Source organism: Paenibacillus sp. 10L310, assembly GCF_056395745.1.
Genome location: NZ_JBFTKC010000022.1, coordinates 41,535 through 62,506, shown reverse-complemented (window position 1 = coordinate 62,506; position 20,972 = coordinate 41,535). Strand labels below are relative to the sequence as shown.

The 20,972-nt window shown below is 45.8% G+C and carries 25 protein-coding genes and 1 riboswitch; of the genes, 23 read left to right on the top strand and 2 right to left on the bottom strand.

Annotated features, from left to right (window positions below; translation table 11 throughout):
• Positions 1-186 precede the first annotated feature (186 nt).
• The 8 genes from tmk (at position 187) to rsmI (ending at position 6,067) form a co-directional block, all read left to right on the top strand.
• A complete protein-coding gene (gene tmk, locus AC1DE7_RS27995) occupies positions 187-834 on the top strand; it encodes a dTMP kinase (RefSeq protein ID WP_101315024.1) in 648 nt (215 codons plus the stop codon).
• A 61-nt stretch (positions 835-895) separates the two neighbouring features.
• Positions 896-1,225 (top strand): cyclic-di-AMP receptor, encoded by a 330-nt coding sequence (locus tag AC1DE7_RS27990; protein ID WP_017691391.1) that lies wholly within the window; start codon positions 896-898, stop codon positions 1,223-1,225.
• 342 nt (positions 1,226-1,567) lie between these two features.
• The gene (locus tag AC1DE7_RS27985) at positions 1,568-2,011 is read left to right on the top strand and encodes a YaaR family protein (protein WP_017691389.1); all 444 of its coding nucleotides are present in this window, start codon (positions 1,568-1,570) and stop codon (positions 2,009-2,011) included.
• A 9-nt stretch (positions 2,012-2,020) separates the two neighbouring features.
• Positions 2,021-2,992: a DNA polymerase III subunit delta' gene (gene holB / locus AC1DE7_RS27980; protein ID WP_036606132.1), complete on the top strand. Its 972-nt coding sequence runs from the start codon at positions 2,021-2,023 to the stop codon at positions 2,990-2,992.
• 117 nt (positions 2,993-3,109) lie between these two features.
• On the top strand, positions 3,110-3,910 hold the full coding sequence (locus AC1DE7_RS27975; RefSeq protein ID WP_017691387.1) for a PSP1 domain-containing protein: 801 nt from the start codon (positions 3,110-3,112) through the stop codon (positions 3,908-3,910).
• Positions 3,911-3,938: 28 nt separating this feature from the next.
• Positions 3,939-4,307 carry a DNA replication initiation control protein YabA gene (gene yabA / locus AC1DE7_RS27970; protein ID WP_017691386.1) on the top strand — a complete coding sequence of 123 codons (369 nt, stop codon included), beginning with the start codon at positions 3,939-3,941 and terminating at the stop codon, positions 4,305-4,307.
• Between the two features lie 95 nt (positions 4,308-4,402).
• Positions 4,403-5,182, top strand: coding sequence for a tRNA1(Val) (adenine(37)-N6)-methyltransferase (locus AC1DE7_RS27965; protein ID WP_036606131.1), 780 nt, complete (start codon positions 4,403-4,405; stop codon positions 5,180-5,182).
• Positions 5,183-6,067, top strand: a complete 885-nt coding sequence (rsmI, locus tag AC1DE7_RS27960; protein WP_036606130.1) for a 16S rRNA (cytidine(1402)-2'-O)-methyltransferase — start codon at positions 5,183-5,185, stop codon at positions 6,065-6,067. It abuts the gene before it with no gap.
• Positions 6,068-6,349: 282 nt separating this feature from the next.
• Here the strand turns inward: rsmI and AC1DE7_RS27955 are convergent, their stop codons facing one another.
• Positions 6,350-6,604 (bottom strand): AbrB/MazE/SpoVT family DNA-binding domain-containing protein, encoded by a 255-nt coding sequence (locus AC1DE7_RS27955; protein WP_024633700.1) that lies wholly within the window; start codon positions 6,602-6,604, stop codon positions 6,350-6,352.
• Between the two features lie 317 nt (positions 6,605-6,921).
• Here AC1DE7_RS27955 and AC1DE7_RS27950 point away from each other — a divergent pair, with 317 nt between their 5' ends.
• From AC1DE7_RS27950 to AC1DE7_RS27885, 14 genes are all read left to right on the top strand, one after another.
• Positions 6,922-8,199: an HD domain-containing protein gene (locus tag AC1DE7_RS27950; RefSeq protein WP_036606129.1), complete on the top strand. Its 1,278-nt coding sequence runs from the start codon at positions 6,922-6,924 to the stop codon at positions 8,197-8,199.
• Between the two features lie 333 nt (positions 8,200-8,532).
• Positions 8,533-9,303 carry a TatD family hydrolase gene (locus tag AC1DE7_RS27945; RefSeq protein ID WP_179087975.1) on the top strand — a complete coding sequence of 257 codons (771 nt, stop codon included), beginning with the start codon at positions 8,533-8,535 and terminating at the stop codon, positions 9,301-9,303.
• 241 nt (positions 9,304-9,544) lie between these two features.
• Positions 9,545-9,798: riboswitch (cyclic di-AMP (ydaO/yuaA leader) on the top strand.
• Between the two features lie 273 nt (positions 9,799-10,071).
• On the top strand, positions 10,072-11,256 hold the full coding sequence (locus tag AC1DE7_RS27940; protein ID WP_091039099.1) for a 3D domain-containing protein: 1,185 nt from the start codon (positions 10,072-10,074) through the stop codon (positions 11,254-11,256).
• A gap of 155 nt (positions 11,257-11,411) precedes the next feature.
• Positions 11,412-11,957 carry a ribonuclease M5 gene (gene rnmV, locus AC1DE7_RS27935; RefSeq protein ID WP_017691379.1) on the top strand — a complete coding sequence of 182 codons (546 nt, stop codon included), beginning with the start codon at positions 11,412-11,414 and terminating at the stop codon, positions 11,955-11,957.
• A gap of 4 nt (positions 11,958-11,961) precedes the next feature.
• Positions 11,962-12,864, top strand: a complete 903-nt coding sequence (gene rsmA / locus AC1DE7_RS27930) for a 16S rRNA (adenine(1518)-N(6)/adenine(1519)-N(6))-dimethyltransferase RsmA (protein WP_477535634.1) — start codon at positions 11,962-11,964, stop codon at positions 12,862-12,864.
• 59 nt (positions 12,865-12,923) lie between these two features.
• Positions 12,924-13,820 carry a sporulation peptidase YabG gene (gene yabG / locus AC1DE7_RS27925; protein WP_017691377.1) on the top strand — a complete coding sequence of 299 codons (897 nt, stop codon included), beginning with the start codon at positions 12,924-12,926 and terminating at the stop codon, positions 13,818-13,820.
• Between the two features lie 153 nt (positions 13,821-13,973).
• On the top strand, positions 13,974-14,249 hold the full coding sequence (veg, locus tag AC1DE7_RS27920; RefSeq protein ID WP_017691376.1) for a biofilm formation stimulator Veg: 276 nt from the start codon (positions 13,974-13,976) through the stop codon (positions 14,247-14,249).
• A gap of 256 nt (positions 14,250-14,505) precedes the next feature.
• Positions 14,506-14,682 (top strand): small, acid-soluble spore protein, alpha/beta type, encoded by a 177-nt coding sequence (locus AC1DE7_RS27915; protein WP_017691375.1) that lies wholly within the window; start codon positions 14,506-14,508, stop codon positions 14,680-14,682.
• Between the two features lie 149 nt (positions 14,683-14,831).
• Positions 14,832-15,686 (top strand): 4-(cytidine 5'-diphospho)-2-C-methyl-D-erythritol kinase, encoded by an 855-nt coding sequence (gene ispE, locus AC1DE7_RS27910; RefSeq protein ID WP_477535633.1) that lies wholly within the window; start codon positions 14,832-14,834, stop codon positions 15,684-15,686.
• A gap of 97 nt (positions 15,687-15,783) precedes the next feature.
• Entirely contained in the window at positions 15,784-16,611 is an 828-nt protein-coding gene (purR, locus tag AC1DE7_RS27905) for a pur operon repressor (protein WP_017691373.1), read from the top strand.
• 188 nt (positions 16,612-16,799) lie between these two features.
• Positions 16,800-17,084 (top strand): septation regulator SpoVG, encoded by a 285-nt coding sequence (gene spoVG / locus AC1DE7_RS27900; RefSeq protein WP_017691372.1) that lies wholly within the window; start codon positions 16,800-16,802, stop codon positions 17,082-17,084.
• Positions 17,085-17,167: 83 nt separating this feature from the next.
• A complete protein-coding gene (locus tag AC1DE7_RS27895) occupies positions 17,168-17,362 on the top strand; it encodes a hypothetical protein (protein ID WP_133120450.1) in 195 nt (64 codons plus the stop codon).
• A gap of 77 nt (positions 17,363-17,439) precedes the next feature.
• The gene (gene glmU / locus AC1DE7_RS27890; protein WP_477535637.1) at positions 17,440-18,831 is read left to right on the top strand and encodes a bifunctional UDP-N-acetylglucosamine diphosphorylase/glucosamine-1-phosphate N-acetyltransferase GlmU; all 1,392 of its coding nucleotides are present in this window, start codon (positions 17,440-17,442) and stop codon (positions 18,829-18,831) included.
• A 101-nt stretch (positions 18,832-18,932) separates the two neighbouring features.
• Positions 18,933-19,886 carry a ribose-phosphate diphosphokinase gene (locus tag AC1DE7_RS27885; protein WP_017691370.1) on the top strand — a complete coding sequence of 318 codons (954 nt, stop codon included), beginning with the start codon at positions 18,933-18,935 and terminating at the stop codon, positions 19,884-19,886.
• Positions 19,887-19,991: 105 nt separating this feature from the next.
• Here the strand turns inward: AC1DE7_RS27885 and AC1DE7_RS27880 are convergent, their stop codons facing one another.
• A complete protein-coding gene (locus AC1DE7_RS27880) occupies positions 19,992-20,192 on the bottom strand; it encodes a hypothetical protein (RefSeq protein ID WP_024633712.1) in 201 nt (66 codons plus the stop codon).
• A 139-nt stretch (positions 20,193-20,331) separates the two neighbouring features.
• On the opposite strand from AC1DE7_RS27880, the gene pth reads away from it, so the two are divergent.
• Positions 20,332-20,892 (top strand): aminoacyl-tRNA hydrolase, encoded by a 561-nt coding sequence (gene pth / locus AC1DE7_RS27875; RefSeq protein ID WP_036606126.1) that lies wholly within the window; start codon positions 20,332-20,334, stop codon positions 20,890-20,892.
• Positions 20,893-20,972: the final 80 nt, after the last annotated feature.

Here is a 20,972-nt window from a genome sequence, read left to right as displayed (position 1 = left end):
CCGCTGACCTATAGTATGATAGAAAGAAACAAGCTTGTATGATCTTGGTGTTATTAATACGTACCGATATAGCTGTAGCTATACACCTCTGGGCGGGGGATATCATATCTTGTAGCAAGAGGGTCTAAGCATATTCAATTACAGCAGCAATAGATGCAATTATCGACATAGAAAGCAGGGAAGCATATGCAGGGCAGAGGTAAATTCATTACGCTGGAAGGGGGAGAGGGTTCCGGTAAAACAACGATGATCGGTAGAATAGGTTCTTATTTTGAAGAACGGGGTATACCTTACGTAGTTACGCGAGAGCCTGGTGGAATTGAGATTGCGGAGAAAATACGTTCAATTATTCTGGACCCTCTTCATACGGCAATGGATGCTCGAACCGAAGCACTATTGTATGCAGCTGCACGCAGCCAGCATCTGGCGGAGAAAGTAGAGCCTGCACTGAGAGCTGGAAAAGCAGTCATCTGTGACCGATTTGTCGATAGCAGTCTGGTCTATCAAGGCTACGCCCGTGAACTCGGGATAGAGAATGTATGGGCCATTAACCGTTTTGCGATTGGTGATCTCATGCCGGATGTGACCTTATATCTGGACATTGAGCCTGAAGTGGGGCTTGCCCGGATCGATGCTCATGATGGCCGCGAAGTGAACCGTCTGGATCTGGAAAATCTGGAGTTTCACCGTAAAGTGCGAGAGGGTTACTTCCTATTAAAAGAGCAGTTCCCAGAACGGATCAGAGTTATCGATGCTTCCATGAAGCAGGAGGATGTCTTGGCAGCAATGATTTTGTCGCTGGAGACAGGGATTTTGAAGGATTTTGACGAGTAATTGTCTAATATATAGACAGGGCATTTGATAAAGGTGCTTATTCTAAAGGAGGTTATGCAGGATGAAACTGATTGTTGCGATTATACAGGATAAAGACAGCAACCGATTATCCAGCGCATTGGTCAAAGCAAACTTTCGGGCGACGAAGCTTGCCAGTACGGGCGGATTTTTGAAGGCAGGCAACACGACGTTTATGATCGGTGTCGATGATGGTCAAGTCGAATCCGTAATGAACGTCATTCGCAGCAGCTGTAAGGTTCGTGAACAGCTCGTGACTCCGGTCACACCGATGAGTGGAACAACCGACTCTTACCTGCCGCTACCTGTTGAAGTTCAAGTAGGCGGAGCTACTGTATTTGTTCTCCCGGTAGATCGCTTCGAACATTTCTAATTAAACCTATTGCATGGATCCCATGAGGGTCCTTCATGATCGATAGCATGTTGGAAACGATGGATGCAAGAAGAGTTAGCAGAGTTCGTGCGTGCCACTTACGGAACGCCTTTTTTGACGAGAAGAATCAGCATACTCTTTCCGGATGAGCATTTCCCAGCTGGGAATGGTTCCTTTCGGAAAGAGGTTGACTACAAAGAACAAGTCCTTGATGGTGATGTGTATCTACCATTATATATAGAGTGTGATCAGCATATATAAAAGCCTCATTCTCACGCACAGGCGCAACGCGCACTGTGCTGATGGGCGATTGGCTAACTATGATAGAAAGCGGGCGTATCCATGAAAATCAATCCTGGATTCAGACCGATTCAGAGCGGGATCAGTTCTACTGATTCAGGTTCCAAACCGGTTCAATCCAAAAATTTCTCTGATATGATGAATCACCAGGGGGAACGGGCCTCACAAGCTGAACTGAATCGCCGGTTTAGTGAAATCCAGCTTCAGGGAGATCGCTTGGCACGTTCCATGACGATTCGTGAACTGAAGGCGTATAAGCAACTTGTTAAAAGGTTCCTGGAAGAGACCGTTCGTCGCGGTGTATCCATGAAAGAGACAAGGGGTTGGGATCGTCGTGGCAGAGGTAAGCGGTATAAGCTGATTGATGAAATTGACTCCGCTCTGTTATCCATGGCTGATGAATTGCTGGATACAGAAGAAGGAAAAATCTCTCTATTACAACAAGTAGGCGAAATTCGGGGGATGCTTATTAATTTAAGCTTCTGAGGAGGAAGTATGTCCTTTCAACAGATTATGGGTCAACAAGCGGCCAAGAAAATGTTACAAAGCAGTTTGAGACGTAAGGCAATAAGCCATGCGTATTTGTTTAGCGGTCCAGCTGGTAGCGGGCAACGGAAGACGGCAATTACCTTTGCCAAGGCAATATTCTGTACAGAGCTTGAAGATGACGCTTGTGGGCAGTGTCTTGAATGTCGTAAGGTAGATCATGGTAACCATCCGGATCTAACCATGCTTGCACCAGATGGAAACAACATTAAAATAGATCAAATCCGGGATCTGCAACGTATCTTTTCATACCGATCAGAGGCAGGCCATCCCAAAGTATATATTATAGAACAAGCCGAGAAAATGACGGTGCAGGCAGCAAACAGTTTGCTCAAATTTCTGGAGGAACCGCAGGTACCAGCAGTCGGCATCCTGATTACAGATAATGGACAGGCCATGTTGCCAACGATCCGCTCACGCTCCCAATTGGTACCGTTCAGCGCACTGAATCCGGAAGAGATGCTGCAATCACTAATTGAGGAAGGGCATCCTGCCAATCTGGCTCGCTCTGCCGTCCATTTAGCGTCAGGATTGGAAGCATGTAGAGAAATTCTCCAGCAGAATTGGTTTGCAGAAATTAGAAACGTAATGTTACAATTAGGGAAGGAGTCCCTGGGTAGAGGAAGTACATCATTGATCTCTGCACAGCAGAAGCTTTTTAAAACCGGACTCTCTGAACACCTGGACATGCTGCTTAGTTTGTTCCATCTATGGTTTAGGGACATGCTGTATGTTCAGTACGATAGGCATGAACATATCGTTTTTATAGATCAGTTAGACATGTTATCTCAGTTGGCACATACCCGCAGCACAGAGCAGTGGGTCTCCTATATGGATATGGCCGCAGCATGCAGAAAAAAATTGCGTTTCAACGTCAATGGCCAGCTTTGTCTGGAGCAATTTTTGATCGGTTTGGCATAAGACTGGGAGAGGGCAAAGTTAGCTCCAATCATATGCAAACGGTTATAACTTCGGCCGGTTCCCTAAGAAGACGGGGCTTCAGACGAAGTGGGGTTGGCTTACAAGGGGGTTAATTTTTTGTACAGTGTAGTGGGTGTCCGTTTCAAAAAAGCGGGCAAAATTTATTACTTCGATCCCCTGGACCTTCCCATTGAGAAAGAAAACTGCGTTATCGTGGAGACAGCGCGGGGGGTTGAGTACGGTAAGGTTGTCGTAGGTAAGAAGGAAGTGGGCGAGTCCGATGTGGTGTTGCCGCTGAAGAAAGTCATCCGCGTTGCGGGCGATACAGATGCCCGTGTGGTTGATGAGAACAAACGTGCAGCCAAAGAAGCATTCGGTACTTGTTTAAATAAAATCAAAGACCATGGCCTCAAAATGAAGCTGGTCGATGTGGAGTTTACGTTTGATCGCAATAAAATTATATTTTATTTTACAGCTGAAGGAAGAGTTGATTTCCGGGAGCTGGTCAAGGATCTGGCAAGCATATTCCGGACACGAATCGAGCTGAGACAGATTGGTGTACGTGATGAAGCGAAGATGCTTGGCGGAATCGGACCTTGCGGCCGTGTGTTGTGTTGTTCTTCCTGGCTGGGAGACTTTGAGCCGGTATCAATCAAGATGGCTAAAGATCAGAGCCTGTCACTGAATCCGACGAAAATTTCAGGGTTGTGCGGAAGACTCATGTGCTGTCTGAAATTTGAGCATGATAACTATGAAAGTGTGAGAGAAGAACTGCCAGCTGTAGGCAAATTGGTCGTCACCTCATTGGGTGAAGGAAAAGTTGTCGGAATTAATGCCGGTAGCCGCACAGTCCATGTTCAACTGTTCGACATCAGTAAAGTCAAAGAACTTCCGCTGGATGACGTCGTTATCAAGTAAACCATAAAGGTTGCTTCGGGGTGGAAACTTGGAAAAGAAAAATCTGTTTACGCACATTCATGAAATGGAAACCCAACTGGGTCAGTTGCACGGTGATTTAGGAGAGTTAAAAATGATTGTGAAGGAGCTGCTTGAGGATAATCAGCGGCTTACCATCGAGAATGAGCAGTTACGCAAACTGCTCAAACGTGAGGCTCCGGCAGATCTGCCGATCTCCTCAGCACTCGCTCCTGTAGCAAGACCAGCAGGTCCGGCTACAGGCGAGGATGTTGTGGGTGAAGGGTATGATAATCTGGCCCGGTTGTATCACGAAGGCTTCCATATCTGCAACGTCTATTATGGACATTTGCGGACGGAAGGCGATTGTCTGTTCTGCCTGTCTTTTTTGAATAAATGAAGTGACCGTAGGGATCCCCTACGGTTTTTTTTCAAGGTTGTAAACCTAAACTAAACGAACATGAGATATAAAGTACCGGAGGATGAGCGTAACATATGGAAGAAAATGAAGTTGTGTTACATGAGTCAGAGCGGATTGATGATCTGCTCTCTCATGATCTGAGAATCATTCAAAGTGATGAAGTGTTTAGTTTTTCGATGGATGCCGTATTATTAGCCCGGTTTGCTTCCGTACCTAAACGGGGTCGTATACTTGATTTGTGTACGGGTAACGGGGTGGTTCCCATTTTGCTTACAACGCGTACGCAGGCTAGTCTGGAAGGGATCGAGATTCAGCCACGTTTGGCTGATATGGCGCGTCGCAGTGTGCAATTAAATGCATTGGATGAGTCGATTATGATTCGTGAAGGTGATTTGCGAGAACTCGTGAAAGAAACAGGACATGCTGTATACGATGCAATAACCGTTAATCCTCCATATATGCCTCTGAATGGCAGTGATCTCAAGATGAACACACATCAGGCAATGGCACGTCATGAGATCGGATGTACCCTGGAAGAAGTGATACAAGCTTGCAGTCGACTTGTACGTAATGGCGGCAAAGTATCGATGGTTCATCGTCCACAGCGCCTTGCAGAGATTATCTCACTCATGCGCGAATATAAGCTGGAACCAAAACGGATTCGGATGGTACATCCCCGTGCTCATTTGGAAGCCAACATGGTGTTAATTGAAGGAATGAAAGATGGTAAACCGGAAGTTAGGATGCTTCCTCCACTCATTGTCTACAATGAAGAGGGGAAATACTGCGAAGAGATTATGGATATTTACTATGGTCAGCAACATGCTGAGCGTACTACGAAAGGAGGGCTTTAGATGACTTTGCATATTCAAAAAAGCTATGCGGAGCAGCCTGAAGGATCAGGCAAGCTCTATCTGGTTGGAACACCCATTGGTAATCTGGAGGATATGACCTTCCGTGCCATCAAGACATTGCAGAGTTGTGACATCATTGCAGCAGAAGATACACGCCAGACCCGAAAGCTGCTTACCCATTTTGAAATTACACCTTCGATGCTGTTTAGTTATCATGAGCATAATAAGGGGGCGAGTGGACCTGAACTGATACGCTATATAATAGAAGGAAAAAATTTGGCACTCGTCAGCGATGCCGGTTTGCCAGCTATTTCGGACCCTGGTTCTGACCTTGTACAGCTTGCACTGGAAGCCGGAATAACGGTCATTCCCATCCCGGGGCCCAACGCTGCGTTGTCTGCTCTGATCGTGTCCGGATTACCGACGGAGCGTTTTACATTCGGCGGTTTTTTGCCGCGGGAGAAAAAGGACATGCGAAAAGTGCTGGAGGCTTTTGACGAATCCAACGGGACTTTGTTATTTTATGAATCGCCTCACCGTATTCGGAAAACATTAGTCCACCTTGAAGAAATTCTGGGTGATCGCTCGATTGTCCTGGCTCGTGAACTAACCAAGCGTCATGAGGAATTCGCAAGGGGTACTGTGAGGGAATGCATAGACTGGCTTGAAGAACATCCACCTCTTGGCGAGTACTGCTTGCTGGTAGAGGGCATTAAGGAAGAGGAGCGTAAGGCTGAGCGCGAAGCATGGTGGCAGCTCATGTCACTCGCGGATCATGTCAGCCATTATGAGGGTGAAGGACATAACCGCAAAGATGCAATGAAAAAAACGGCTACCGATCGCGGTCTGGCGAAGCGTGATGTATATAATGCATTAATCGAGTAGTAATCTAACCAAATATTTTCTGTTGTGGGGAACATAACCTGAAAAGAAGCTTATATCCAACCTTAGTGGAATATTAAAAAGAGCAGAGTGGCTAAAAAAAATTCCGAACAAATTTCATCGTTCTCTCCCAGTTCGCGTGTGACAGAATCATTTTGGGTAATGGAACCCATAACAAGGCAAAAAAATACCTTCCGCGGTGGGGTTCACACCGGGAAGGTCATTAAGGAATATTAAAAAGGTTAGAAATAACAATTTAGATAAGTCCAGTATACCTGGTTTTTCTTATTTTGTCACAGGTGCAGGGATTTCGGAAATACATTCGTTACAAACAATTTTACCTTTGAAGTAAGTAACGTTCTCTGCATTACCACAGAAGATACAAGCAGGCTCGTATTTTTTCAACATGATGCGCTCGCCGTCAACGTAGATTTCCAGAGCATCTTTTTCACCAATACCGAGCGTACGGCGCAATTCAATTGGAATAACTACCCGTCCCAGTTCGTCCACTTTTCTTACAATACCTGTTGATTTCATCATTATAATCAGTGCTCCTCTCAGCTAACTATCTTTGTCATTATTCGACATTATTTTATGTTTTATGATACTCATCATACCAACGATTCCCAAATCAGTCAACCTTAAAATTAGCTTAAAATTAAGGCTGTTTTTCACAAGGTTACTGGTGGTAAGGGATTGGAAGCCGTTTTTCGCATTTAAACCTCAATGTCAGCTTTGTCGATTTGGAAAACGACAAAACTACTTCATTCGACAAAGTTCGTCATATGGTGTCGAATATTAGATGAATCGCAGAGCTCAAAGCGTTAATATAAAAGAAATTAAAGGAGTGAGTCGACATGGAACAACGTTTAACGGAAGAGAAAGTATTCAAAGATCCGGTACATAATTATATCCACGTGCAAGATCCGGTTATATGGCAGTTAATTAACACCCCGGAATTTCAGCGTTTACGCCGGATTCGTCAACTGGGTACTTCTTACCTTACCTTTCACGGAGCAGAGCATAGTCGGTTCTCACATTCACTAGGTGTTTATGAGATCACACGCAAGATCATCTCTCAATTTGAAAGAAGTCATTATTCGGATTGGCCGAAGGAAGAAAAGATTGTAGCTCTGTGTGCAGCTCTACTTCATGATCTCGGGCATGGGCCATTCTCTCACTCCATCGAGGAAGCTTTTGACATGAATCACGAAGATTGGACTTGTCGCATTATTACAGGTGATACCGAAGTAGGGGCGATCTTAAGACGGTATGCTCCTGATTTTCCTGAGAAAGTAGCGTCTGTCATTCAAAAAACGTATGAAAAGCCGATTGTGGTGAACTTGGTGACCAGTCCGCTTGATGCAGACCGAATGGATTATTTGCTCAGGGATGCCTATTTTACAGGTGTAAATTACGGCACGATTGACCTTGATCGTATCCTTCGGATGCTGCGTCCTTATCATGGGCGGATTGTAGTCAAGGAGTCAGGCATGCATGCTGTGGAGGATTACCTAATGTCTCGGTATCAGATGTATTGGCAGATTTACTTCCATCCGGTAACTCGTAGTTCTGAAATTATATTGCGGCAAATATTCAAGCGAGCGAAAACACTCCTACAACATGGTTTTCAATTCCGCTTCATGATTGATCCACTCCCTCAATTATTTGAAGGAGAATTATCCGTGGATGAATATTTGCAGTTGGATGAAGCATTAATTCAGACGGCATTTACGCAGTGGCGCAAGGAGGACGATACTGTTCTGAGTGAGTTATGCGAACGTTTTATGGATCGCAAGTTATATAAGTATGTAGAGCTTGAACAGGTCGACTTGACAATGATGGAAGAGATTCGGGAAGCTTTTGTACAGGCTGGCCTCGATCCCGAATATGATCTTGAAATTGATTTTCCTTCGGATAATCCGTATGATGTGTTTCGTCCGGATGAATCCACAGATAAGCAGATTCTTCTTCTGGATCGACAGGACAATTTACGTGAGTTGTCAGAAGTATCTGACATTGTCCGTTCCATCAGTGGGCTTCACCGAGGGAAACATCATTTGTATTACCCGCAAAACAAGGTGGATGCGATTATTCACGAATTACCGTCACATATACGCCCCTATTTCTTGTAATCGTGTGGGTATAATCCGATGAAGAATTTCGATATCAAAACACTTTCTAAAAGAGCTATTTTCCATGATACAGTAATCTGCTTTAATGGGGAGTATATGTAGATCGACATAATTTTGTAAATGCAAGCAGGCAGAATGAGCACAATTAGCAATATATAGATCAGAATATCCGTATATCTTCTATATATTGTAGTTGTGAAGAAACAAACGTAATGATGTAATACACAGATTACCCAAAATGTTTTATGTATGAGTCATTAAATTATTGAATTTTACAAATTGGATTTTGAAAAAGAAGATAGTCGTTATTTCGACATGAAGGGAGATACAGACATGATGCTGTTCGACACACATACACATCTGGATGCACCACAATTCGACGAGGACCGCGAGGACATGATTCAGCGTGCTGTAGATGCAGGAGTTGGTCGCATGATCAACATTGGTTTTAACCGGGAGACAATTCCAACCACAATGAAACTCGCTGAAACATATGACTTTATATATGCAGCTGTAGGTTGGCATCCCGTAGATGCGATCACAATGCAGGAGGGCGATTTGGAGTGGATTGCATCTTTATGCAAGCATGAAAAAGTGGTTGCGATCGGTGAGATTGGATTGGATTATCACTGGGATACTTCACCAAAAGAAATACAGCATCGCGTATTACGACAACAAATTGCTTTGGCGCGTGAAGTGAACATGCCAATTGTCATCCATAATCGGGATGCGCATGAGGATATCATAAGAATTTTGCGTGAAGAGAAGGCGGGTGAAGTTGGTGGTGTGATGCACTCGTTCTCGGGCAGCTGGGAAACAGCAAAAAGTTGCCTCGATATGGGCTTCCATCTCTCCTTCGGAGGACCGATCACATTCAAAAATGCAAAGCAACCCAAAGAGGTGCTGGAGAAGGTTCCTATGGACCGGTTTTTCATTGAAACAGATGCTCCATATTTGACACCGCACCCTTATCGTGGGAAGCGAAATGAGACAGCGCATGTACGTCTGGTTGCAGAGGCAGCTGCGGAAATTAAAGGCATTTCGGTGGAGGAAATTGCTGCAATAACAACCAAAAATGCCATGGAACGATTTGGGATTCGTTAAAAAAACGAGCAAATGAGGTGAAAAAGGCAGGTAAGCGGAGGTAATTTGCCCTTTGATCCAAATAAATCAAGAATATTACAATATTTTAACCAAATATTCAGAAAAACGTACTTGATCAACGCTTTACAACATGCATCAAAACAGGATATCATCTTTTCAGTGAATTGTTGTGCGGAAAATTGGACAGATGTTCGGGGGATGAACAAAGGGACACTTTCCGATGAAACAACATTACTTTCATGAATCAGTCTCGCTGAGTCTCCGTTAACGGAGAGCGGGGGAACCAATAGGGCTTAAACATCGGTGTATTTGGCCGATGCGCAACGTTCGCTGACCCAAAAGCAGCGAAGGGAACTGCGAAGCCGTATTTGATTTCTTCTTTGGGTCTCGGGGTGAATTCAAGGGCGTCCGCCATGAGCGGGTGACCCAAGATAGGGCGGCTCTCTTTCGCCCGAACCCGACAGCTAACCTCGCAAGCGGAAAAAGAGAGGCAACCTCGTGCATGAATTTCCGATATTCAAAATCATTCGGAAGCCACGAAAGAGTTCCTCTTACACTCTTTCTTTGGCTTTTTTGTTTTTGAATAAAAGAAATATTGTCATCATACGGTAGGTATTCAGGAGGATGACATCATGTTGCGAAGATTGATTCATGGTGCAGAACCGGATTATGTTGGTCCAATCTGTGTTCTGTAGAAAATTTGGTATAGTCACGTCAAAGACATCATGCATTACTTTAGACGGCGAGGCTATGAAGGAGGACGGAGAAGTGGGCACATTCCAACCAGAAGAGACCCATGAGTCACGATCATCCAGTAAGTCTTTCGCGTTGCGGTGGAAGCATGAGAACATGCGTCAAATGGCATTGATCGCGATTTTCTCAATTGCGCTTACAATCATGATCTTGTTAGTCGTTTACGGTCAGGCCGGGAAACAAATTTCGCTGGTTATTGATGGCAAAGCTCAGGTGGTAGAGACTCGTACAGGAATGCTTCAGGAAATGCTGGAGGAGCAGTCGATCACAGTCAGCCCTCACGATAAGGTATCCATGTCCATGAATGGGGCGATTACAGATGGAGACCGAATCGTTATTGAGCGGGCCGTTCCAGTTAACATTACGGCAGACGGAGACACCAAGACTCTGTATACAACCGATTCATCGGTAGAAGATGCAATTCAAAAATCAGGTATTCAAGTTGAAAGTAATGATAAAGTGTATCCGGCGCTTGGAACTGCTATCAAAGCGGAGATGAAGATCCGTGTAGTGCGCGTAACAAAGCGTACAGTGGATGTAGAGCAACCGATCGCTTACAAAGTCATTAAAACGGCTGACCCTAGCTTGTACAAAGGTGATAACCGTGTCGTTGTGAATGGCAAAGAAGGCACAATTGTACAGCATATCGAAAAGGTATTTCAGGATGGAGAATTGGTCTCCAAAAAAATGGTCGGCAAATCTGTCGCTAATAATCGTGTAGATAAAGTGATCGCTGTCGGCACCAAAGCAAAACCGGTCGTGAAAGAACCTGAGATTCAGACCGTATCGGCTCAAACTTCAACAACCAAAAAGGCTACAACAACGAACTCGAAGAAAACATCTGCCTCGGGCAGCAAAGTGATTACCGTATCCGGGACTTCTTTTAAATACTCCAAAGTACTTAAAAATGTATCCATGACTGCCTACTCTTCCGAAGAGCCTGGCATTGGAACTAAAACAGCTTCCGGGACTCGTGTAACGGAAGGACGCACCATTGCGGTTGATCCCAAAGTCATTCCAATTGGCTGGTGGGTATATATCGAAGGTCTGGGATTCCGTCGTGCGGAAGATACAGGCGGTGCCATTAAAGGCAACAAAATTGATGTGTATTATGACAGTGTGAAGCATGCCCTGAATTTTGGACGTAAGAAAGGCAAGACGGTCTACGTGATCGGTCCGGTGAAGCCGGAAGCGAACTAAAATCGTTTTACTTTGAAATGGGAATGCTATAAAATAGTTGCATGAATGATTCATGCGGAATATGCGGCGGAGGAGTCTGAATTCAGTCTCCCCCGCCGTTTGGCAGAGAAGAGGATATTCCTCTTCTTTTTGCGTTAGAAAGGAAGAAATGGAACATGATAAAAGAAGTCATTGTGGTGGAAGGCCGTGACGATACGGTAGCTATCCGTCGGGCCGTGGAAGCCGATACCATAGAAACAGGTGGATCAGCAATCAACCAACGCATTCTGAAGCGGATTGCGCTTGCTCAGGAGAGACGGGGAGTCATTGTACTGACAGATCCGGATCATGCTGGCGAACGCATTCGAAAAATTATTGCGAACAAGGTGCCAGGCTGCAAGCATGCCTTCATTCCGGAAGCCGATGCAACGCGCAAAGGGGACATTGGGGTGGAGAATGCCTCACCAGAGGCGATCCGTCATGCTCTGGCGCGCGTACATACTTCATACGAAGGTGCTCCGAGCCTGATTGATTGGGAGGACCTGATCGCGGCAGGACTTATCGTGCATCCGCAGGCTGCTGCACGTCGCATGGAGATGGGTAATCTGCTGGGCATCGGTTATTGTAACGGTAAGCAGTTCCACAAACGTCTCAGTGTATTTCAGATTACACGGGAAGAGTTCTCTACAGCATTAGCGCAAATTGAACGTGAAGGATTGTGAGCATATGAAGAACATGGAAGAGACGATTGAAATTGCAACGCCCAAGCGTACGAAAGAGATTATTCAAAGACACGGATTCTCATTTAAGAAAAGTCTGGGTCAGAACTTTCTGATCGATCAAAATATACTGAACAAAATTGTTAATGCAGCCGATTTGGACGAGTCCAAGGGTGCGTTAGAGATCGGGCCGGGTATTGGAGCCCTTACGGAGCGACTGGCTCGGGTAGCCGGTCCTGTCACAGCCGTAGAGATTGATCAGCGCTTGATCCCAATCCTGGGAGAAGTGATGCAGCCTTATTCGAATGTACGTGTTCATCATGGGGATGTGTTGAAGCTTGATCTGGCTGAGTTGTTTAATACGGATTTTGCATCCGTGGACAAAGTCAGTGTCGTGGCTAACCTGCCTTATTATGTAACGACTCCAATCATGATGAAACTGCTGGAAGAGAAGCTGCCGGTAGACAGCATTGTTGTCATGATCCAAAAAGAAGTGGCTGAACGCATGGCTGCTGCACCAGGATCAAAAGACTACGGTAGTCTAAGCATCGCAGTTCAGTACTACAGTATGCCGGAACTTGTGTGTATTGTGCCTCCTACGGTCTTCATTCCGCAACCTAATGTGGAATCAGCTGTCATTAAGCTGAAAGTGCGTGAGCAGCCGCCAGTGGAGATTCCGGATGAAGCACACTACTTCCAAGTGGTACAGGCTTCTTTTGCCCAGCGGAGAAAAACAATCTCAAACAACTTGAAGGCACGTTTCTTCACAAAGGAGAACCGGGAACAGGCAGACATTCTGCTGGAGCAGGCAGGTATTCAACCGTCCCGACGTGGAGAGACGTTGAGTCTGCAAGAGTATGCCACACTCAGCACCGTAATGTGGGAAGCAGGGGTACGTGCAGCGCTGTAAAATTTGAATGAACCAAACCGGGTCTCTGCCCATACGATGGGGTAGAGGTGATTACGTTGATGAATATCGGAGACTTGGTCGTTCGGAAGTCATACGGCGGCGATGTGACTTTTCGGGTGGAAGGCCTCCAGTTGGATGCTGCGGTCATTAAAGGGACTGAGTTCCGGCTGATTGCCGATTCCCCGGTGGACGATTTGATACAGGTTCCCTACGAACCACAAAGCGCCAAGACCAGACAGGCGCATATTAAAGCACATCAGACCCTGTCCCGTCTGCAGCAGAATCGTATGGAACAGGCTGAGCGGAATCGTGAAGGTCTGGTACAGGATTGGTCTGCCCAGCAGGAACCGGCTTATTTTGAAATGCCTGGAAAGGTGCTTCATCTGGATGGAGACCCGAACTATTTGAAAAAAAGTATGGATCTCTATGAGCAACTTCGTGTGCCCGCAGAGGGACAGTATGTCCATGAATCGGCAATGGCAGATACCTTATACCGCTTATTACCCAAAGTACGTCCGGATATCGTAGTTATTACGGGTCATGATGGGGTGTTAAAGACACGTCAGCCCTATGACTTATATAGTCTTGGTAGCTACAAGAACTCGCAAAATTTTGTATCGGCCATTCAGGTGGCCAGACAATATGAACGCCATCTGGACGCCCTCACTATTGTTGCAGGGGCCTGTCAGTCCCATTTTGAGGCACTGCTGCGCGCTGGAGCAAACTTTGCCAGTTCCCCAGGCAGAATTCTCATTCATGCACTTGATCCGGTCTATGTGGCAGCCAAGGCCTCCTTTACTTCTGTGCGCGATACGGTCAACATGAGTGATGTTCTGCACAATACCATCAGTGGTAGCCAGGGTGTGGGTGGTGTCGAGACACGGGGGAGTTACCGGGTAGGTCTGCCTGGGCTGAATGATTTATCTACGCTAAAAGTGAACCCGTCGGCAGTCTGATGTAGGCCATTTAAAGTCCCAATTTGGGGCTTTTTTTGTTTGCAAAAAAATTCATTGACAACAACTTTTTGATGCTGATATAATAATTAGTTTTGATTTGACAATGACTGTAAAATCCGGTATAATGGACAAGAAAAGAGGTGGTCGTCGACAATGGCTAAAAACACGCTGTTGGATATCAAACGCAATCTCGATGCACATATTGGTCAGAAAATTATGTTGCGGGCTAATGGTGGCCGCCGTAAGACCATTGAGCGTACGGGTGTATTGGAAGAAACGTACCCTTCTGTTTTTATTGTTAAGCTTGATGAGGAGCAAGAAACCTTCAAGCGAGTATCTTATAGTTATGCGGATATACTTACGGAATCGGTGGAAGTCATGGTTTATGACCCGGGCAGCCAGACGCATAGCTCCTATATGGAGACGTAAGTATCGATTTACAGGCGATTCGCCCCACAAGGCGGATCGCTTTTTTGTTTTTTTAAACACCAATTCTCCTTCTAACGTAACCCATACATACTCAGGAATGAGCGAGGAACGGTCGCGGCATACTATATGGACAGGTGAAGGGACAGTTTCTTAAGCAATGCAGGAAACTGAATATGGCCTGGTGACAAAATGTCCAAAACGTGAACGAACAACGAACTCATCACATTATGAAGGATACTTTGGAGGAGGATGGTTCATGAGTCGCAGAAGAAGAAGTGTCATGTCAGAGGATCTGAAGAATGAGCTCGCGAAAGACCTGGGCTTCTATGATACGGTGCAACAGGAAGGTTGGGGCGGAATTAAAGCCAAGGATGCAGGAAACATGGTGAAAAGAGCCATTCAACTTGCTGAGCAGGCTGCCCGCAAATCTTAATCCGGTTCAAGCAGACTGTAAAGCGGGGAAATCCGTCAGGAATAACCCCGCTTTTTCCCCTTAGATGCGGAATACAAATGACTTGACAGCCCCATTTTGATATAATATGTTAAGTTGTCTTAGGGAAAAGGTGAGGACGGGTGAACGCCTTGAAAATTTACGAAAAAGCGCCTGCTAAAATTAATTTGATGCTGGACGTTTTACATAAAAGAAGCGATGGATTCCATGAAGTTGAAATGATCATGACCATGGTCGATCTGGCTGATCGGCTGGAAATGTCGGAGCTGCCGCGAGATACTATTTTCATCTCCAGTCAGGCGGGTTATATCCCGCTCGACGAGAAGAATCTGGCTTTCCAGGCAGCCAGGCTCATTAAGGAACGCTATAACGTGCGTACGGGCGTCCACATTCATCTGGATAAAAAGATTCCAGTTGCCGCCGGACTCGCCGGCGGCAGCAGTGATGCAGCAGCAGCGCTGCGTGGATTGAACCGTCTGTGGCGGTTGAATATACCGGATCACGAACTTCAGGAGCTTGGGGCTGAACTTGGGTCGGATGTTCCATTCTGTATCACAGGAGGGACTGCACTCGCTACAGGCCGTGGTGAGAAGTTAACTCCCATTCCTAATCCGCCGCAGTGCTGGGTAATTCTGGCCAAGCCTCCGATTAATGTGTCTACAGCCGATGTGTACGGAAGGTTCCGCAGTGACAAGATTGTTCGTCATCCGAGTGCAGCTAAAATGGAGCAGGCTATACGCAAACAATCATTTACGGAAGTCTGTGACCAGATGGGCAATGTGCTTGAAGATGTGACGTTGAAGCTGTATCCGGAAGTTCAGCATCTGAAGGATGCCATGATTCGATTGGGTGCAGACGGCGTGTTAATGTCTGGTAGCGGTCCAACGGTATTTGGTCTGGTTTCCAAAGAATCCAAGGTTGCCCGGATATACAATGGTCTGCGTGGGTTCTGTAAAGAAGTGTATGCTGTACGTATGTTAACGTAAAATTCGCTTTTATAATGTACAAACACGTATAAAGGTGTTATATTCTTAAATAATTATTCGGATTTGGATGTTTCCGTGATCGTGAGGATGGATCTCTGTGAAGAAGTTAAAACGAAGCGCAAGGCTGGTTGAAATGACGCAATACTTATTGTCCAGACCGCATACGGTTATTCCGTTGACCACATTTGCCGAACGTTATGGTGCCGCAAAGTCTTCAATTAGTGAAGATTTAGCGATTATCAAAGAAGTGTTCGAAGAAGGTGGGTCAGGAGAACTGCATACACTGGCTGGAGCAGCCGGGGGAGTAAGATGGATTCCGAAGGTATCCCGAGAACTGGCACTGGCATTTGCGGAGCGGCTCTCGACCCAGCTCGCGCAACCTGATCGGATCTTGCCTGGAGAATACCTGTATATGTCCGACTTGCTTGGTCAGCCCGCATTGATGAATGAAGCCGGCAAGATTTTTGCAACGGCCTTTGGCAATATGAATATTGATGTGGTTATGACGGTAGAAACCAAAGGAATTCCATTGGCTTATGCGACCGGAGCCCAGCTCAACCTGCCTGTCGTGCTCGTACGCAGGGACCATCAGGCTACAGAAGGATCGGCCGTAAGTATCAATTATGTATCCGGGTCCCATAAAAGTCTGCATACCATGTCCCTCTCTCGTAGAGCGATGCGTGAGCATTCCAGAGTACTTATTGTGGATGACTTCATGAAGGCCGGGGGTACGGTGCAAGGAATGATCGATCTTTTGGCCGAGTTTAATGCTACAGTAGCCGGGGTAGGGGTACTGGTGGAATCTGGTTCTGTAGATTCAGAAGAACGCCTGTTAACAGATTACGTATCTCTGGCGAAACTGACAGCGGTTGATGCCAAGAGCAGACAGATTTCCGTCAAGCCTGGCAACTATTTTGACCTGTAGAAAGATGACGAATGTTATGTCGTTAAAAGGTCTTTTCCATCGACCTGGCACTAACGTTGTCGAATTGTGTATTAAATAAAAAAATTCCTGAAATTAGGAAATTTTTGTGGTTATAAAAAGAAGGAGTTCGTATATGCTGTGTGGAATTATACACCAAGTTCTGATGGAAAAAGGTGGTGAACACACACATGCAAATTACGGATGTCAGACTCCGCCGTGTTAACTCGGAGGGGAGAATGAAGGCTATCGCATCCATTACCATCGATAACGAATTCGTCGTTCATGACATTCGTGTCATTGATGGTAACAACGGAATGTTTGTTGCTATGCCGAGCAAACGTACTCCTGATGGAGAGTTCCGTGATATCGCCCACCCGATCTCTTCTGGTACGCGTGAGAAGATTCAGGCAGCAGTTTTGACTGAATACGATCGTGCGGCAACTGAGGAAGAAGTCATTGAAGAAGGTGCCTGAGAACATTATTGGGGTTCGAAGGAAAAGAGAGCCATGTCTTATGGCTCTCTTTTCTTTTTGACCGGAATAAGATATATTCAGTATTGAGTTTATTAGCAGAGAACAAAAAGCGCATCGTGCGCTTGGTGGCAGGGCGGCATCTTAGGAATTATTGGGATTCGGTTAAGCTCGCAGGTACACGGCGTATACATATAGGTCACGATTCGTTGGTGTCCGCGTTGTTACGTGTGATTACAGAGACAGCAGGCGATGAACAGGACCGGCTTGAAGCCGGCTGAACGATACTCATTGGATATAGATCAGCAATGCATTTCAATGGGATTTTCAGAACAGGAGGTCGTTAATTTTGAAACGAATGGCAATCGTTCTTGCCGCAGGGCAAGGAAAACGAATGAAATCAAAATTGTACAAAGTACTGCATCCCGTATGCGGTAAACCTATGGTTGGACATGTGCTGGATGCATCACTCAGCGCAGGCGTTGAACGCAGTGTAGTTGTAGTCGGTCATGGTGCCGAAGCGGTGCAGTCATTTTTGGGTTCCAGAGCGGAGTACACACTTCAGGCGGAACAACTGGGTACAGGTCATGCAGTGAAGCAGGTTAAATCCTTGCTTGGCGGTGAAACTGGCTCTACGATTGTGGTCTGCGGAGATACACCACTTGTGACCAGTGAGACGTTGGAAGGTCTGATGAAGCTGCATGAGAGCAGCGGAGCAGCAGCCACAGTTCTTACGGCTCAGTTGGACAATCCCAAAGGTTATGGCCGCGTCATTCGCGGAGAAGATGGATCTGTACAACGGATTGTGGAACAAAAGGATTGCACAGAGCAGGAAGATGCTGTGAATGAGATTAACACAGGCACATACTGTTTCGATAATGCAAAATTGTTCGCTGCCTTGGAAAAAGTGACGAACCAGAACGCTCAGGGAGAGTATTATCTCACAGACGTAGTTGGCATTTTCCGCAATGATGGAGAAGTGGTTGAAGCTTACATGTCGGATGACATCGCAGAATCCATCGGGGTTAACGACCGACTTGCACTTTCGCAAGCCGAAGCCTTCATGCGTGAACGTCTTGCCGTACGCCATATGTTGAACGGTGTGACAATCATTGATCCGTCATCGACATATATCGGAGCGGATGTTACGATTGGATCAGATACAGTTTTGTATCCGGGGACAATCCTCAAAGGCACAACTTCCATTGGTGAAGCATGTCATATTGGTCCTCAGGCAGATGTGGAAGACAGCGTTATTCAGGACGGAGTTACGATTAAACATTCGGTAGTATCCAATGCCGAGGTTGGTTCTGATGCAACGGTAGGCCCATTTGCTAATTTGCGTCCAGGGACCAAACTGGGTCGCAACGTAAAAATTGGTGACTTTGTTGAAGTGAAAAATGCTACAATTGATGAAGGATCCAAAGTATCTCATCTCAGCTATATTGGGGATGCCAAAGTAGGGAAAAACGTAAATGTTGGATGCGGGGCAATAACTGTCAATTATGATGGTTATAATAAAGCTGTGACAACGATTGAAGATGATGCTTTTGTAGGTAGCAACGTCAATCTGATTGCACCGATTACGATAGGAAAAGGCGCTTATGTGGTTGCTGGCTCTACCGTTACCCATTCCGTTCCCGAGAATGATCTGGCCATTGCTCGTCCACGTCAGGAGAATAAACCTGGTTATGCGGAGAAGATTCGCGGACGTGCCAAAGCCAAGAAACAAAATGCCAAACCCCAATAAGGGGTTTTGATAACAAGATTGCCTCCCGAAGATCGGGGAGGTGCCGACATGTCGCAGACGCTTATTGATTCCAATGAACCAGCACGGAGGGTTTTTATTTTATGACTTATTTTGATTCGAAATTAAAAATATTTACTTGCAATTCTAACCCCAAGCTCGCCCATCAAATTGCTGATTATATCGGGATCCCCATGGGTGAATCTCACACAACCAGCTTTAGTGATGGCGAGATTCAAGTGAAACTCTCCGAGAGTGTTCGGGGTTGTCACGTTTATATCGTGCAGTCCACTTGCTTGCCGGTTAATGATAACCTGATGGAAATGCTCGTTATGATTGATGCACTCAAACGGGCATCTGCCAAGACGATTAACGTCGTTATTCCTTACTATGGCTATGCAAGACAGGATCGCAAGGCACGTTCGCGTGACCCGATTACAGCGAAACTGGTTGCTAACCTGATTGAAAAAGCGGGTGCAACCCGTGTCATCGCGATGGACTTGCATGCAATGCAGATCCAGGGATTCTTCGACATTCCAGTCGACCATTTGCTTGGCGTGCCAATTCTGGCTCAATATTTCCGATCGAAACAGATCGAAAATCCGGTTGTTGTGTCGCCTGACCACGGTGGCGTAGTGCGCGCACGTAAACTGGCTGATTTCCTGAATGCACCCCTGGCGATTATCGATAAACGTCGTCCTGAGCCAAATGTGAGCGAAGTGATGAACATTATCGGTAACATCGAGGGTAAAACAGCTATCCTGATCGATGACATTATTGACACGGCGGGAACGATTGTACTGGGAGCGAATGCTCTGATGGAAGGCGGCGTAAAAGAAGTATACGCGTGCTGTACTCACCCGGTATTGTCCGGACCTGCGATGGAACGTTTGGAGAATGCACCATTGAAGGAAGTCATCGTAACGGATACTATTCCAATTACGCATGCTAATCCGACAAGCAAACTCAAAGTGTTGTCTGTAGCGCCTTTGCTCGGAGAAGCGATTATCCGGGTTCATGAGGAATTGTCAATCAGCAAGCTGTTTGAAATTGAATAAGGATGTCTGCATAAAGTAGTAGAGGGGTTACGTTTTCCGGTTCAATGGAAAATGTAACCCCTGTCGGCGTGCCGTTTTATTAAGAGTGAAACAGACACTGGTCAGCTAATACCCGGGGCGGGAGATAAATCGGAAACGACGCCGATGAAAAAGCGTGTCGGCAATTTCGACGAATTGATTATCGAAACGTGTGATTAGACCAATCTCAATATGGGTGTCGCGGTCGTATACCTGTACAGGTACGTGATATTCGAGATGATAGATAAAATCGCTATGTTGAGTCAGTTGTCCATTGTCTTCGCGCAAAACCCGCTCACCTTCCTGGGTCGATAAAATATTAACTGTGAACACTACAGTAAATCGATCTTTACTTTCTTGATATTATATGAAATATAAGATTCGAAGTCTATGCCTCACCTCAGGCTAATCCGAAGGAGGGAACAAGATGAAGTGGATTGTCGGACTTGGAAATCCAGGCTCGAACTATGCCAAAACCCGTCATAATATCGGTTTTATGGCACTGGATCGGTTGGCTGATCGTCATAATATCTCCATTACACAGAATAAATGTAAAGCGCTGATTGGAGAAGGCAATATTGGCGGTGTGAAAACCGTACTGATCAAACCAATGACCTATATGAACTTGTCTGGTGAATCGGTTCGAGCATATATGGATTTTTATAAAGTTAGTCTTGAAGATCTGATTGTTGTGTACGACGACATGGATACAGAGATTGGCAAAGTCAGATTGCGTTACCAAGGTAGTGCAGGCGGACATAATGGAATCAAGTCCATTATTCAGCATACCGGTACACAGCAGTTTAACCGGGTGCGCATGGGAATATCCCGGCCTGAACCAGGACATGCCATTGTTGATTATGTACTGTCGACATTTATGAAGAAAGAAAAGGAAGCCCTTGATCAGACCATTGAGCAAACATGTGATGCCCTGGAGCATAGCTTGACTCATACGTTTGAACAAACAATGGCGAAGTTTAACGGTTAATTTTGTAAGACATACTGGTAAAATGATCATAAAGACGGGTTCGATTCAGCCATACTGGACATACTGGATGTATAAACCAT

Bases quoted from the DNA above. Each gene is read 5' to 3' on its own strand.
- tmk (WP_101315024.1), top strand. From the start codon at position 187: ATGCAGGGCAGAGGTAAATTCATTACGCTGGAAGGGGGAGAGGGTTCC.
- AC1DE7_RS27990 (WP_017691391.1), top strand. From the start codon at position 896: ATGAAACTGATTGTTGCGATTATACAGGATAAAGACAGCAACCGATTA.
- AC1DE7_RS27985 (WP_017691389.1), top strand. From the start codon at position 1,568: ATGAAAATCAATCCTGGATTCAGACCGATTCAGAGCGGGATCAGTTCT.
- holB (WP_036606132.1), top strand. From the start codon at position 2,021: ATGTCCTTTCAACAGATTATGGGTCAACAAGCGGCCAAGAAAATGTTA.
- AC1DE7_RS27965 (WP_036606131.1), top strand. From the start codon at position 4,403: ATGGAAGAAAATGAAGTTGTGTTACATGAGTCAGAGCGGATTGATGAT.
- rsmI (WP_036606130.1), top strand. From the start codon at position 5,183: ATGACTTTGCATATTCAAAAAAGCTATGCGGAGCAGCCTGAAGGATCA.
- AC1DE7_RS27955 (WP_024633700.1), bottom strand. From the start codon at position 6,604: ATGATGAAATCAACAGGTATTGTAAGAAAAGTGGACGAACTGGGACGG.
- AC1DE7_RS27950 (WP_036606129.1), top strand. From the start codon at position 6,922: ATGGAACAACGTTTAACGGAAGAGAAAGTATTCAAAGATCCGGTACAT.
- AC1DE7_RS27945 (WP_179087975.1), top strand. From the start codon at position 8,533: ATGATGCTGTTCGACACACATACACATCTGGATGCACCACAATTCGAC.
- rnmV (WP_017691379.1), top strand. From the start codon at position 11,412: ATGATAAAAGAAGTCATTGTGGTGGAAGGCCGTGACGATACGGTAGCT.
- rsmA (WP_477535634.1), top strand. From the start codon at position 11,962: ATGAAGAACATGGAAGAGACGATTGAAATTGCAACGCCCAAGCGTACG.
- yabG (WP_017691377.1), top strand. From the start codon at position 12,924: ATGAATATCGGAGACTTGGTCGTTCGGAAGTCATACGGCGGCGATGTG.
- veg (WP_017691376.1), top strand. From the start codon at position 13,974: ATGGCTAAAAACACGCTGTTGGATATCAAACGCAATCTCGATGCACAT.
- AC1DE7_RS27915 (WP_017691375.1), top strand. From the start codon at position 14,506: ATGAGTCGCAGAAGAAGAAGTGTCATGTCAGAGGATCTGAAGAATGAG.
- spoVG (WP_017691372.1), top strand. From the start codon at position 16,800: ATGCAAATTACGGATGTCAGACTCCGCCGTGTTAACTCGGAGGGGAGA.
- glmU (WP_477535637.1), top strand. From the start codon at position 17,440: ATGGCAATCGTTCTTGCCGCAGGGCAAGGAAAACGAATGAAATCAAAA.
- AC1DE7_RS27885 (WP_017691370.1), top strand. From the start codon at position 18,933: ATGACTTATTTTGATTCGAAATTAAAAATATTTACTTGCAATTCTAAC.
- pth (WP_036606126.1), top strand. From the start codon at position 20,332: ATGAAGTGGATTGTCGGACTTGGAAATCCAGGCTCGAACTATGCCAAA.